This window comes from Gordonia tangerina (assembly GCF_021556435.1).
Taxonomy (GTDB): Bacteria; Actinomycetota; Actinomycetes; order Mycobacteriales; family Mycobacteriaceae; genus Gordonia; species Gordonia tangerina.
Map to the genome: position 1 here is coordinate 199,547 of NZ_JAKGCU010000004.1, position 12,587 is coordinate 212,133.

Here is a 12,587-nt window from a genome sequence, read left to right on the forward strand (position 1 = left end):
CGGGAGGTCGGCCTCAACCCGCGGCACCGAGAAGCTGATCGGGCCTGAAGTCGTGCGGTACCGCTGCGTTGATCACCGTCTGGGTGAGCGCTTCGCCGATGACCGGCGCGTGTTTGAACAGGTTGTGCCCGGCCATCACGACGACCGGACCGTCCCGCCAGATCGCCATCCCGTCATCGCCCCACGGCAACGTGGTCACCCAGCAGTGCACGATCTCACGCGGCGTGGGGTCCAACCCCGGCAACGCCGAACCTACGTACTCGACTGCCGCGTCCGCCAACTCACCGAGACGTGCACCGTCGACGATGGCGCCGTCGTCATTGGCGTCGACGTGATCGGACAATCCGAGACCGTATCCCGAACGGTCAGGATAGGCGGCCGCGTATACGCCGGTGGCTCCGAAGTGGCCGCTGCCGTCCTGCAGCGTCGGCAGTCGTGATGTCTCGCCTGGCACCGAGAACGACACGCGCACATGAGCTCCCAGACGTACGGGCACGGCGATCCCTGCTCCGCGCGCCAAGGCGGCGGTGCCGCGTCCCGCGCAGATCACCACAGACCCGTGACCACCCCGCGTCGTCGGCGTTCGCACGACAATCCCATCGCCGTCTCGATATGTCGCGATCACCTGCTCGCCGACGATGCTGTCGGCAACCCGGCTGGCCAACGCGGAGATGACGGCCCGAGTGTCGATCGAACCGCCACCCGGGTCGAACACCGCGGTGCCCTCGTACGCACCGAGCATCGGCAGCAGCTCGGCCACAGCATCGGCATCGATCGCCTCCGCCGCCACGCCGGCCTCACGGAGCAACGGCAGCCGACGTCCCGCCGTCTCGCCCAACGCCAACGCACCGTCGTCGGACACCGTGGTGACACCGAGGTCGTCGGACCACCCGTGCCACTGATCACGCGCCCGCACCGCTAGGCGGATCAACCGCGGATCGTCGTGGGCGTGGCGGAAGACGCGCGATTGCCCGGCGGATTGTCCGTATCCGGGCCTACCCGCCTCATACACCGTGACCGAATACCCCTGGCGGGACAGCTGATAGGCCGTCGACAGGCCGATGATCCCGGCCCCGATGACGGCAACGTCGGACGTGACGGACATGACCTGAGGCTACCCGCCACCCCGCCCTGCGTGGTTTGCGCGCTCGTCCACCCGGGTACCCGATGCCGCAGACCATTTCGACCATCGTCGAGAAAGGAACCGACATGCCCGAGGAACTCGCCGGTACCACCATCGCCTTCCTGGTCGCACCCGAGGGTGCCGAGCAGGTGGAGCTGACCGAGCCGTGGAAGACGGTCGAGGCGGTGAGCGGCAACCCCACACTGGTGTCGACCTCCGACGGCGAGGTGCAGGCCTTCAATCACCTCGACCGTGGCGACACCTTCACCGTCGACGCCACCACCGACACCGCCCGCGTCGACGATTTCGACGCGCTCGTCTTGCCCGGCGGCGTGGCCAATCCCGATTTCCTGCGCACCGATGCGAGCGCGGTCGCGTTCGTGAAAGCGTTCTTCGACGCCGGGAAACCCGTGGCGGCGATCTGCCACGCGCCATGGACCCTCATCGAGGCCGGCGTGGTGAGCGGTCGCACGATGACCTCCTACCCCAGCCTGCAGACCGATCTCCGCAATGCCGGAGCCACCTGGCAGGACGAGGAAGTTGTGGTGTGCCGATCGGGGCCGAACACGCTGATCACCAGCCGCAATCCCGACGACCTCCCGGCGTTCAACGCAAAACTCACCATCGAGTTCGCCAAGACACCTGCCTGAGGTTCAGCCGTCCTGGGCGTCGAGACGCTCGGCGACATCGGCCGGGAAGCCGCCGGTGGCGATGGGTCCCCAGCGGGTCGGCCGGATCCGGATCAGCGACTTGCCCTGGGTCCGCATCGCGGCCCGATACTCGTCCCAATCCGGATGCTCTCCGGAGATGCATCGGAAGTAGTCGACGAGGCCGTCTTCGGCATCAGGCATGTCGAGTACCTCGGCGTGCCCGTCCACCTGTACCCACGCCCCGTTGAACTCGTCGGACAGCACGCACACACTGGCCACCGGGTTGTTACGGATATTGACCGCCTTCGCCCGGCCCGGGTAGGTGGAGATGACGATGCGACCGTCCTGGTCGACGCCGCCGGTGACCGGCGAGAGTTGCGGGGTCCCGTCGGCACGAACGGTGCTCAGGATCATCTGGTGACGTGACCGCAGAAACTCCAGGAGTTCGGTGCGGTCGACGGCATCGGCTTTCGCAACTGTTCTGGCCATGGCGTCAACCATACGCGCGAGTTCAGCGCTTGAACCGACCCGCGAAGCCCCGCAACGGCAAATCGGCGCTGGTGAGGATGCCCGGCCGGGCCGCTACCACCGAGCTGATGGCGTTCAGCGCAGGCATACCTGTCACCGTCATGCCGATCGATGCGAATGACGACGGGTCCGACAGGTCCACACCGGCTTTCGGGAAGATCATGTGCTTGGAGTAGACCGACGGATCGCCGGTGATGTGGGTGATGTAGCAGCCCTTGATGTCCCACGCCGGATCGGTGAAGGGCGTCATCTGCCATTCGAGGTGGGTCTCCACGCGCGCCACGCCGTCGACCATGCCCTGATACTTGATGTAGTTGGCTCCCAGCGATCCCGCCGGCAGGAAGTACCAGCCCAGATCGACATCCTTGGTGCAGGCGCCGAGCTCGTAGCTGAAGGCGACCTCGTCGAGGTCGAGGTCGAAACAGTCCGCCATCAGGTACACCGAGTCGGCGAACACCTCGGTGTAGCGGCGCAACGAGTCCGGGATCGTCGGATCGTCGACGGGACGGCCGTAGCCGACCGCCTGCCAGGTCACCGCCGAATGATGACACGACACGTCCACCGACTCGGTGACCGTGACATTCTCGATGTCGGCGACATCCATCGATTGCGTCACCGCGATCACCTGCGCGGCACCCGGATTCATACCGGTGCCGTAGAAGGTGGAACCACCTTTCTCGCAGGCCTCCGCGAGGATCTCGGTGATCTTGCGCCCACTCGGGTGGGGATGGTTGGTGTCGCGGTGAAAGCCGGTGATCCAGTCGGCGGTGGTCACGACGTCGATGCCGGCCTCCAGCACCTGCACATACAGCTCCTCGTCGGGGAAGACGCCGTGGAAGGTCAGCACGTCGGGCGCCGCCGCGATGATCTCGGCCACGGTTCCCGTCGCGATGACGCCGATGGGGTCGGCGCCCACGATCTCACCGGCATCGCGTCCGATCTTGTCCGGCGAATAGCAGTGCAGGCCCACCAATTCCAGGTCGGGGTGGCCGGCGATCCGGCCGATCATCTCGGTACCGACGTTGCCGGTGGCCACCTGGAACACGCGGATTCTCGGTGCGGGAGCGGTCATCACATCGCCTTTCGGTCACCGGCGCCGACGGGCGTCGTCGGACCGTCCGGATAGAACTGGGTGGCCCAGGCGCGCAATGCCGTGAAGCCCTGGTGCTCCTTGCGCGACAAAGCGGGCGGGTCGGAATACCGCTGATGCGCCCAGATCTCGATGTCGGCCTCGAACTGTTCGATGACGAAGTCGGCCATCGTCTTGCCGTAGTCGGAGATCGGACCGGACTCCTCACCCGGCTTGCGTCCGATCCACACCGTGAACCGCACATCGGAGGTGTGGTCGTCGACGGGGGTGACCGCAGGCATCGTCCGGTTGTCGACCATGCCCCAACTCTTGGTGACCGAACAGCCTAGGCCGGCATTGATGGATTCGACCCCGCTGGTGGCATTTTCGAGGGTTGCTCCCTCATCGAAGGCGATCGTGAAGTCGACATAAGACACCGGACCGCTGAAGTCGTGCCGGGTGAATTCCGGCATGAACGGCGTCTTGTGCACGAACTTGAAGTGCGCGAAATCGACGCCGTTCTCCATGATGTACTGCGGATGGATCTCGAGGCCCTCGCGAAAGAGCGTGGCCGCCGCGATCGGCGGATAGTAATCATCAGCCGTTCGGTCGTCGTCGAAGTCGCCGAAGATGTCCGGGACGTCGAACGTCGGCGGTCGCCCCTCGACGTCGTACCAGATCCAGACCGCCTCGTTGCGTTCGACAACCGGATAGCTGCGGATGCGACGCCCCTTGTTGGGATGCTTCTCGTACGGGATGCAGACGTTGCGACCATCACGGTTCCACTCCCACCCGTGGAACGGGCAGACGAGGTTCTCCCCGTCCACCCGTCCGCCGTAACCGAGATGCGCGCCGAGATGTTCACAGTAAGCATCAAATACGGCCACAACTCCCGACGCCGAGCGCCACGCGACCATCTCCCGGCCGAAGTACTTCATCTTGCGCACCGCGCCGACCCGGATCTCGGCCGACCACGCGACCTGAAACCACCCGGTCGGCTCCATCGACAACGGGGTCCTGGCCATCGGTTCTCCTTCCGGACGCGCACCCTCCGAGAAAGAACCATAGTGGGTTCTACGTAACTATGATAGGGGGTTCTGCGAAACCGGCGCCGACGCCGTGATCACCTGCCTGCGTGCGAGCAGCAGACCCAGACCGCCATACCCGAGGATGGTCTGCACGACGGCACCCCACAGCCCGACACCGGGGATGGCGCCGAGCGGCAACGCCCACACCAGCCAGCTCTGCGCGAACAGCGTCTGCCAGCGAAGCGCACCGGTCCATCGGTCCGCGATCGCGACCCGAATGCCGATGATCAGCATCCCGAGCATCGACAACGGCCAGCAGATGTCGAAGATCATCCAGACGACCGACCCATGGACCAGCCAGAACATGTCGAGGATCGTCGACACCAGCGCACCACCGAGCACCACCACCTCGACGCGGTAGCCCACGCGGGCCACCCGGCCCGCGCCCATCGCGTGGCTACGCTGCTGCACCGACAGCAGCGCGAGCACAGATAGCTGGAAGGCGAGGGCGGCGAGACCGCCGAACACCGAGGCTGCGCCGAAGCCTTCGTGGTCGCCGACTGCGGCGACGCTGATCGCCCAGATCGGGGCGCTGCAGGCGAGCGCGATACCGGCAGCCGTGGTCGGCACTCGACGGGCGGGAACGGGAATGGTGGACGGGTCGGCGACAGTCATGGGTTCTCCTCGGTGGTGTGTGCCGAGAAGCATCGCGCACCCCACTTGGAGTTGACTTGATACCGAAGTGGGCCGGTGCCCAGTCGCTCAGTCCTGCTGGTGCGGCCAGTTTCCCTGGGTTGTCAGCTCTTCGAAGTGCCGGATGAGGTTGGGGTTGAGCTCCTCCTCGACCGCCTTCTGAAAGTTGCCGTCCCACTTCGCGAGCCACGCTTCGTCGCGATCACGCAGGTAGATCGGCCAGCCGTGGGTGATGTCGAGTTCGTCGGAGTACAGATCGGTGGACCCGTCCTCGCGCATGTACCAGTGCTTGCGGCCCGATTCCCAGAACGCCTTCAGCTCGTCGGCCGTGACGTAGTATTCGCCGTCAGATTCCCTCATACCCCTGATCGTACGGACCAAGACCGCGGCGGTATCCCCGTTAGGATCAGGCGTCATGACCACCGACGCCGACACCTCCGGACGGCGTACCAACCGTCGGGGACGATCAACCCGCGAGGCGATGCTCGACGCGGCGGTGACCGCGCTGGCCTCGGGCGAGCCGGGTTCGGTGTCGGCCAATCGGATCGCCAAGGAGATCGGCGCCACCTGGGGCACGGTGAAGTATCAGTTCGGTGACGTCGACGGCCTGTGGGCAGCAGTGTTGCGCCGTACCGCCGAGCATCGCGGAGAGCTGCCCTACCGCGAGAACAACACCGCGCCGCTGCCCGACCGGATGGCCGAGATCGTCGACACCCTGTTCGCGGGGCTGACCTCCACCGAAGCCCGGGCCATCGAGGCGCTGCGTGCCGCGTTGCCGCGGGATCCCGCCGAACTCGAACGACTCTTTCCGCACACCGCAGCCGAACTCGCCTCGTGGAAGGACAGCTGGGCCCGCGCCTGCCAGAAGGCATTCGCCGACCTCGAGGTCGATCCGGCACGGGTGCGCGAAGTCGCCGCATTCATCCCGGGCGCCATGCGTGGGCTCGTGTCGGAGGCGCAGTTGGGCACCTATTCCGACCTGGACGAGGCGCGCCGCGGCCTGACCAATGCCATCGTCGCCTATCTCGGGTCCTGACAGAAGCGGTAGCGCCGATTCCATCGAAGCCCGCCACGCCGCGCCACACGTGCCCTAACGTCAGCGGAGATCGTTTCGTCCCTCAACTTTCAGGAGCCAGACAGCCATGTCGCCCGTTATCGTCGTCGCCACCATCTCCCCCAAGCCCGGCGAGGAAGCTGCCGTCAAGGAGGCCGTCCTCACCGCCATCCCGAAGGTGCATGCCGAACCGGGCTGCCTCAAGTACGCACTGCACGAGGCCACCGGCGACTCGACCGACCTGGTGATGATCGAGAAGTGGGAATCGATGGAAGCGCTCGGCACGCATGGCCAGGCCGAGGCGCTCGCCGAACTCGGCAAGGCCATCGGCAATCTGCTTGCCGGCCCGCTCGACGTCAAGACCTTCACCGCGACGCCTGCCGGCGAAGCGGACCAGGGCGCCATCTAGCAACGTTCGCCTCCGAACCCGCCGATCTGTTGATCCGGCGGGTTCCGGCGTGCTAGACAGGTAGAACGAGCGTTAGATCGGGGTGCACTCAGGCAATGTCACCTGCCGATTCGACTCACCATCACACCTGGGAGGACCCACATGCCCGAAGCCGTCATCGTCGACGTCGCCCGTCTCGCCTCCGGTAAGGGCAAGCCCGGCGGCGCGCTGTCGGAAACCCAGCCCGTCGAGCTTCTCGCGCATGTGCTGCGCACCCTGGTCGAGCGCAATGACATCGACCCCGCCCTCGTCGACGACGTCATCGGCGGCTGCGTCAGCCAGGCCGGCGAGCAGGCACTCAACATCTCCCGCACCGCGCTGCTGTCGGCCGGATTCCCCGAGTCCGTGCCCGCCACCACCGTCGACCGGCAGTGTGGATCGAGCCAGCAGGCCGCCCACTTCGCCGCGCAGGGTGTGATCGCCGGCGCTTACGACGTGGTCATCGCCGCCGGTGTGGAATCTATGAGCCGTGTGCCGATGGGGTTCACCACGGTGGGTCGCAGTCCGTACGGACCGAGTATCGCTGCCCGCTATCCCGACGGACTCGTCGGCCAGGGCATCTCGGCCGAACTGATCTCCGCCAAGTGGAAGCTCGACCGCGAGACGCTCGACACCTTCGCTGCGGAATCGCACCGCCGCGCCACGCAGGCCGCGGCCGAGGGCTTCTTCGACCGCGAGATCATCCCGATCGACGTCACCAACGCCGACGGCCAGACGATCACGCACTCCGTCGACGAAACGGTGCGGGCCTCGACCACCGCCGAGGGGCTGTCCGGCCTGAAGCCGTCGTTCTACTCCGAGGAGTACTCGAAGCGTTTCCCGGAGATCAACTGGCACATCACCCCCGGCAACTCCTCGCCGCTCACCGACGGTGCGTCGGGTGCGCTGATCATGAGCGACACCATGGCCGCCAAGCTCGGCCTCACCCCGCGCGCCCGGTTCCATTCGTTCTCGCTGGCGGGCGACGATCCAGTGTTCATGCTCACCGCTCCGATCCCGGCGACCCGCAAGATCCTCGAACGCTCGGGTCTGACCATCGACGACATCGACGCCTACGAGGTCAACGAGGCCTTCGCGCCCGTTCCGCTGGCCTGGGCCCACGAGTTCGGTGCCGACCCGGCCAAGCTGAACCCGCGCGGTGGTGCCATCGCACTGGGCCACGCGCTCGGTTCGTCGGGCACCCGTCTGCTGAGCACGCTGGTCACCCACCTCGAGGCGACCGGTGGCCGCTACGGCCTGCAGACGATGTGTGAGGGCGCTGGCATGGCGAATGCCACGATCATCGAGCGTGTCTGAGACCGTGTCCACCGCGGCGACCGGTGAGCCCGGTGCGGCGACCTCCGCACCGGGTGACTGGCGCAAGCTGGAACCCCTGCATCTGCCGATCACCCTCGTCGCCGCCAAGGACGCGTTCCACGAACGCGGCTTCCACGGCACGTCGATCCGTGACATCGCCTCGCGTGCAGGCGTTTCCCTCCCCACGCTGTACTACCACCACGACAACAAGCAAGGCATCCTGGTCGCGCTGCTCGAGGCGGGCATGTCGTCGGTCCTCACCCGGGTGCACGCGGCCATCGCCGACGGCGACACCCCTCGACAGCAGCTGTCCAACGCCATCGAGACGATCGTGCTGCACATGACCGCAGACTTGCAGTTGGCCAGTGTCGGACGTGAACTGCGCTATCTCGACACCGACAACCCGCATCGTCAGCACTACGTGGGGATGCGCACCGAGATGGAGGACCTGCTGGCGGATGTTTTGGAGCGCGGCATCGCCTCCGGTGATTTCCAGATACCGGGCGATGCTCGGGAAGTGTTGCGTTATCTGCTCGGCGCCTGTCAGGAGATCACCACTTGGTACCGGCCCGACGGGCCACGAACCCCGGAACAGGTCGCGGTCTCCTACGCCGCGACATCGCTGCGGGCGGTGGGATCGCGCCCGGCGACCTGACCGTCCGATCGTCACCAGACCCGAATCACGAAGGAGTTCACCACATGAAACGCACCGTCTTCGAAGCAGAACACGAACAGCTCCGCCAGACCGCACGCGAGTTCCTGACCCGCGAGTGCGCGCCCAACGTCGAGAAGTGGGAAGCCGCAGGCCAGGTCGACCGTGAGGCATACGCCAAGGCGGGCGAGGCCGGCTTGCTCGGTTTCAACATCCCCGAGGAGTTCGGTGGCGGCGGCGTCTCCGACGACTTCCGCTTCAACGCGGTCGTCGTCGAGGAGTTCGCGCGCTTCGGCAGTGCGGCACCGGGACTGAGCCTGCAGAACGACGTCCTGGTCCCCTACTTCCTGCATCTGGCCAACGATGAGCAGAAGAAGCGCTGGATGCCCGGTATGGCCACCGGTGAGACGATCCTCGCGGTCGCGATGACCGAGCCCGGCGCCGGTAGCGACCTCGCCGGTATCAAGACGTCGGCCAAGCTCGACGGTGACCACTACATCCTCAGCGGCAGCAAGACCTTCATCTCGGCCGGCATCAACTCCGATCTGGTCGTGGTGGTGTGCCGCACAAATCCCGACCCGGCCGCCGGCCACAAGGCGTTCTCGCTGCTCGTCGTCGAGCGCGACATGGAGGGCTTCGAGCGCGGACGCAAGCTGGACAAGATGGGTCTCAAGTCCGCCGACACCGCCGAACTGCACTTCAACGACGTGCGCGTCCCGCGGGAGAACCTCCTCGGCGAGGAGAACAAGGGCTTCTACCACCTGATGCAGAACCTGCCGTCGGAGCGGCTGTCGATCGCCGTCGGCGCCATCGCCGGCGCCCGCGCCGTGTACGAGGAGACGCTGCAGTACGTCAAGGACCGCAAGGCCTTCGGCAAGCCGATCGGCACCTTCCAGCACAACCGGTTCGTCGTCGCCGAGATGTCCACCGAACTCGACATCGCCGAGCAGTACATCGACCGCTGCCTGCAGGCCGTCGTCGACGGTGAGCTCACCGCGGTGGACGCCTCCAAGGCCAAGTGGTGGTGCACCGAGCTGGGTAAGCGCGTCATCGACCAGTGCGTGCAGCTGCACGGCGGCTACGGCTACATGAACGAGTACCGGGTTGCCCGCGCCTACACCGATTCTCGTATCCAGACGATCTTCGGCGGCACCACCGAGATCATGAAGGACATCATCGGCCGGGATCTGGGTCTGTAGATCGCGGTCGCACCGCAGCCTGACTGAAATCGGCCCCGTGAGGTGGCGCCGAGGGGATATCCCCTCGGATCGCCCTCACGGGGCCGATTTCAGTCACGGTCGGATCGCCGACTGACCACGCAACTCGCGTCGCAACAACTTTCCGGTCGCCGAACGCGGCAGCGCACCCACCAGCTCGATCTCCCGCGGATACTTGTAGGCCGCAAGCCGGACGCGACAGTGCTCGACGAGATCGGCTTCGGTCGTCGGCGAGCCCGCGCGCAACACCACATACGCCTTCGCCGACTCACCGCGATAGTCGTCCGGGATGCCGACGACCGCCGCTTCCGCGACATCGGGATGCTTGGCCAGAACCGCTTCCACCTCGTGCGGCCAGATCTTGTAGCCCGCCGCGTTGATCACATCGGTCCTGCGGTCGACGACATAGAACCAGCCGGCATCGTCCATGAAACCGATATCGCCGGTACGCAATTCGCCGCCGGTCAGTGCGGCCGCAGTGGCCGTCGGGTCGTCCCAGTAGCCGTCGATGACCTGCGGTCCGCTCGTCACCAATTCGCCGATCTCACCGACCGGAAGATCGCGGCCGTCGTCGTCGACCACCCGCACCACCGTGCTCGACACCGGCACCCCGACCGACAGCACCCCGGTCTCCTCGTCGACCGGCGAACGCAGTTCCGGTGGCACGATGTGCGACGGTGACGTCGTCTCGGTCTGTCCGTAGATGTTGTGCACGTATCCGCCGAGGGCCTCCTCGAGCCGCTCCGCCACCGCAGGTTCGATCGGCGCGCCGCCCGAGTAACGCAAACGCAGCGAGGACATCTCCGCCGGCGTGATGTCGGACTCGTCGGCAAGACCTATGTAGGCGGTGATCGCGGCGACCGCGAACACCGGCCGCCACTCGCGGATCGCGTCGGCCATCACGGCCGGCAGGATGCGATGGGTCACCACGACCGGCGACCGGAGCAGCATCGCCAGGGTCACCGCTCCCACGAGACCGGTGACGTGAAAGACCGGCGCCAGCGCCAGAATCGGCTCCCCGACGTCGACTCCGGTCCATTCGCGGTAGATCTGGGTGTTGAACGTCAGATTGGCATGACTGATCCGGGCGCCTTTGGGAAAGCCGGTCGTGCCCGACGTCGGCAACAGCGCGGCGACATCGGCCGGACCCACGGGTCGCCGCCGCGGTGCCGGACCATCGAACCCGGCGACGAGTGCCGCGAGGTCGATCGTGTCCGGGGGCCGATGGCGACGCAGACCCGCGAACAGCCGCGGATCGTCGCGCGTCTGTCCGTCCAACCCACTGACCGTCACCACCACCGGAACCGCGATGCCCGGGTCATCGGCAATCGCGGGCCGGACGACCTCGAGGTACAGATCATCGAGCGCCAGCAACGCCGCCGGCCGGTAACGCTGCAGGAACCAGGTGAACTCGTCCACCTTGCTCATCGGACTGATCGCGGTCGGGACACCACCCACCTTCCACGCCGCCACCAGACCGATCACGAACGCCGGATCGTTCTGGACGAACAGGGCACACCGGTCGCCCGGACCGAATCCACGGGCCAGCAGCAACGCAGCCAACGCGTCCGATGCGTGATCGAGGCCGGACCACGTGAGCGTGGAGTCGAAGTAGTGCACGGCCGGGGCATCCGGGGCTGCCGCGACCGCGGCGTCGAACATGTCCATCGCGGTACCGAACTCCACCCGCAGATGTGCGGGCCGTCCGCCGTAATGGGCGAGCCACGGCCGGTCGTCGTAGGCACTCACCCGACCGTCACCTTTCCGTCCCCCCGAGGAGTCGACATCGTCGGGTGAAGTCTACGGTGACCGGCACACAGCGCTACCGTGTTACACAGCGCTACCGTGTTCAGCATGGCTGAACAGAACCTGACCGGACCGGCGGTCCGCCAGGCGCGTGTGCAGTCCGGCCTGACCCTGCGCGCCCTGGCCGCCGACATCGGGGTCAGCGTCGGGACGATGAGCGCCATCGAGAACGGCAAGGTCGCGCTCACGATCGATCGCCTGCACCAGATCGCCCGGCGCCTCGACGTCTCGCCCGGCCACCTGGTGAGTCCGCCACCCGCCCGCCAGTCCGACACCCTCGGGGCCACACCCACCTCCGACTGGCGCCGATTCAGCGATCTCGATCTCGACCCGGCGCTACGTGCCGCGGTCGAGGTGTTCACCGACGTCGGCTATCACGGTGCGACGATGCGCCTGGTGGCGACCGCCGCCGACAGCAGCGTGGCCGGCATCTACCACTATCACCGGAGCAAGCAGCATCTCTTGGTGACGCTCATGACCCAGACGATGGCCGACATCGAATGGCGCGTGCTGGCAGCGGATGCCGAGGGCGAGCGGCCTGCTGAGCGCTTTGCGCTGATGGTCGAGGCGCTGGCGCTCTGCCATGCGGTACGCCGAGACTTGGCGTTCATCACGGCCACCGAGATGCGTAGCCTCGAGGAACCCGACCGCAGCGTCATCCTCGACGCCCGCCGACGCCTGCAGGCCCGCCTCGACGATGCGGCCGTCGCCGCGGCCGCCGACGGTTCCTTCGCATCGCCGGATCCGCGTGGCACCGCGCGGGTCGTCGCCACCATGTGCATGGCCCTGCCCTACTGGTTCTCCACCGCCGGACCGAAGACGCCTGCCGAGGTCGCCCACGACTACGCCGATCACGCCCTGGCGATGATGCTTGTTCAGCCCCGCTGAACCGAAATCCGCCTGTCCGACATCCCTTTTCGACTTCGGCGAAACCCCTTGACGGACGCCCCGAATCCTGTGATCCTCATCTCACCTGAACTTTCCGAACGTTCGCTCGAATCGTTCAGTCCACTCACATCGACT

General features: G+C 66.5%; 14 protein-coding genes. 7 read left to right on the forward strand and 7 right to left on the reverse strand.

The annotated features are described in order from the left end of the window. Positions 1–13: 13 nt before the first annotated feature. Entirely contained in the window at positions 14–1,105 is a 1,092-nt protein-coding gene (locus tag L1892_RS07490; protein WP_235722945.1) for an NAD(P)/FAD-dependent oxidoreductase, read from the reverse strand. A gap of 104 nt (positions 1,106–1,209) precedes the next feature. Here L1892_RS07490 and L1892_RS07495 point away from each other — a divergent pair, with 104 nt between their 5' ends. Next, complete coding sequence (locus L1892_RS07495) at positions 1,210–1,773, forward strand: type 1 glutamine amidotransferase domain-containing protein (RefSeq protein ID WP_235723048.1); 564 nt, start codon at positions 1,210–1,212, stop codon at positions 1,771–1,773. A gap of 3 nt (positions 1,774–1,776) precedes the next feature. On the opposite strand, the gene L1892_RS07500 is transcribed toward L1892_RS07495, so the two are convergent. From L1892_RS07500 to L1892_RS07520, 5 genes are all read right to left on the reverse strand, one after another. Continuing rightward, on the reverse strand, positions 1,777–2,262 hold the full coding sequence (locus L1892_RS07500; RefSeq protein ID WP_235722946.1) for a PPOX class F420-dependent oxidoreductase: 486 nt from the start codon (positions 2,260–2,262) through the stop codon (positions 1,777–1,779). Between the two features lie 22 nt (positions 2,263–2,284). Continuing rightward, positions 2,285–3,373, reverse strand: a complete 1,089-nt coding sequence (locus L1892_RS07505; RefSeq protein ID WP_235722947.1) for an NAD(P)H-dependent amine dehydrogenase family protein — start codon at positions 3,371–3,373, stop codon at positions 2,285–2,287. Further along, entirely contained in the window at positions 3,373–4,395 is a 1,023-nt protein-coding gene (locus tag L1892_RS07510) for a Rieske 2Fe-2S domain-containing protein (RefSeq protein WP_235722948.1), read from the reverse strand. The genes L1892_RS07505 and L1892_RS07510 overlap by 1 nt, the downstream gene beginning before the upstream one ends. 57 nt (positions 4,396–4,452) lie before the next feature. After that, a complete protein-coding gene (locus L1892_RS07515) occupies positions 4,453–5,073 on the reverse strand; it encodes a hypothetical protein (protein WP_235722949.1) in 621 nt (206 codons plus the stop codon). Positions 5,074–5,160: 87 nt separating this feature from the next. Continuing rightward, entirely contained in the window at positions 5,161–5,451 is a 291-nt protein-coding gene (locus tag L1892_RS07520; protein ID WP_235722950.1) for a hypothetical protein, read from the reverse strand. A gap of 55 nt (positions 5,452–5,506) precedes the next feature. Here L1892_RS07520 and L1892_RS07525 point away from each other — a divergent pair, with 55 nt between their 5' ends. The 5 genes from L1892_RS07525 (at position 5,507) to L1892_RS07545 (ending at position 9,740) form a co-directional block, all read left to right on the forward strand. Then, the gene (locus tag L1892_RS07525) at positions 5,507–6,127 is read left to right on the forward strand and encodes a TetR/AcrR family transcriptional regulator (protein ID WP_235722951.1); all 621 of its coding nucleotides are present in this window, start codon (positions 5,507–5,509) and stop codon (positions 6,125–6,127) included. Positions 6,128–6,233: 106 nt separating this feature from the next. After that, a complete protein-coding gene (locus L1892_RS07530) occupies positions 6,234–6,554 on the forward strand; it encodes a putative quinol monooxygenase (protein WP_235722952.1) in 321 nt (106 codons plus the stop codon). 141 nt (positions 6,555–6,695) lie between these two features. Continuing rightward, positions 6,696–7,889 (forward strand): thiolase family protein, encoded by a 1,194-nt coding sequence (locus L1892_RS07535; protein WP_235722953.1) that lies wholly within the window; start codon positions 6,696–6,698, stop codon positions 7,887–7,889. Continuing rightward, complete coding sequence (locus tag L1892_RS07540; protein WP_372474980.1) at positions 7,882–8,544, forward strand: TetR/AcrR family transcriptional regulator; 663 nt, start codon at positions 7,882–7,884, stop codon at positions 8,542–8,544. Before L1892_RS07535 ends, L1892_RS07540 begins: the two co-directional genes overlap by 8 nt. A gap of 44 nt (positions 8,545–8,588) precedes the next feature. Beyond that, positions 8,589–9,740, forward strand: a complete 1,152-nt coding sequence (locus L1892_RS07545; protein WP_235722954.1) for an acyl-CoA dehydrogenase family protein — start codon at positions 8,589–8,591, stop codon at positions 9,738–9,740. A 93-nt stretch (positions 9,741–9,833) separates the two neighbouring features. Here the strand turns inward: L1892_RS07545 and L1892_RS07550 are convergent, their stop codons facing one another. Next, positions 9,834–11,507, reverse strand: a complete 1,674-nt coding sequence (locus tag L1892_RS07550) for a class I adenylate-forming enzyme family protein (RefSeq protein WP_235722955.1) — start codon at positions 11,505–11,507, stop codon at positions 9,834–9,836. 105 nt (positions 11,508–11,612) lie between these two features. Here L1892_RS07550 and L1892_RS07555 point away from each other — a divergent pair, with 105 nt between their 5' ends. Further along, positions 11,613–12,452: a TetR-type transcription factor C-terminal domain-containing protein gene (locus L1892_RS07555; RefSeq protein WP_235722956.1), complete on the forward strand. Its 840-nt coding sequence runs from the start codon at positions 11,613–11,615 to the stop codon at positions 12,450–12,452. Positions 12,453–12,587 lie beyond the last annotated feature (135 nt).

Bases quoted from the DNA above. Each gene is read 5' to 3' on its own strand.
- L1892_RS07535 (WP_235722953.1), top strand. From the start codon at position 6,696: ATGCCCGAAGCCGTCATCGTCGACGTCGCCCGTCTCGCCTCCGGTAAG.
- L1892_RS07490 (WP_235722945.1), bottom strand. From the start codon at position 1,105: ATGTCCGTCACGTCCGACGTTGCCGTCATCGGGGCCGGGATCATCGGC.
- L1892_RS07515 (WP_235722949.1), bottom strand. From the start codon at position 5,073: ATGACTGTCGCCGACCCGTCCACCATTCCCGTTCCCGCCCGTCGAGTG.
- L1892_RS07500 (WP_235722946.1), bottom strand. From the start codon at position 2,262: ATGGCCAGAACAGTTGCGAAAGCCGATGCCGTCGACCGCACCGAACTC.
- L1892_RS07495 (WP_235723048.1), top strand. From the start codon at position 1,210: ATGCCCGAGGAACTCGCCGGTACCACCATCGCCTTCCTGGTCGCACCC.
- L1892_RS07520 (WP_235722950.1), bottom strand. From the start codon at position 5,451: ATGAGGGAATCTGACGGCGAATACTACGTCACGGCCGACGAGCTGAAG.
- L1892_RS07505 (WP_235722947.1), bottom strand. From the start codon at position 3,373: ATGACCGCTCCCGCACCGAGAATCCGCGTGTTCCAGGTGGCCACCGGC.
- L1892_RS07525 (WP_235722951.1), top strand. From the start codon at position 5,507: ATGACCACCGACGCCGACACCTCCGGACGGCGTACCAACCGTCGGGGA.
- L1892_RS07530 (WP_235722952.1), top strand. From the start codon at position 6,234: ATGTCGCCCGTTATCGTCGTCGCCACCATCTCCCCCAAGCCCGGCGAG.
- L1892_RS07545 (WP_235722954.1), top strand. From the start codon at position 8,589: ATGAAACGCACCGTCTTCGAAGCAGAACACGAACAGCTCCGCCAGACC.
- L1892_RS07510 (WP_235722948.1), bottom strand. From the start codon at position 4,395: ATGGCCAGGACCCCGTTGTCGATGGAGCCGACCGGGTGGTTTCAGGTC.
- L1892_RS07555 (WP_235722956.1), top strand. From the start codon at position 11,613: ATGGCTGAACAGAACCTGACCGGACCGGCGGTCCGCCAGGCGCGTGTG.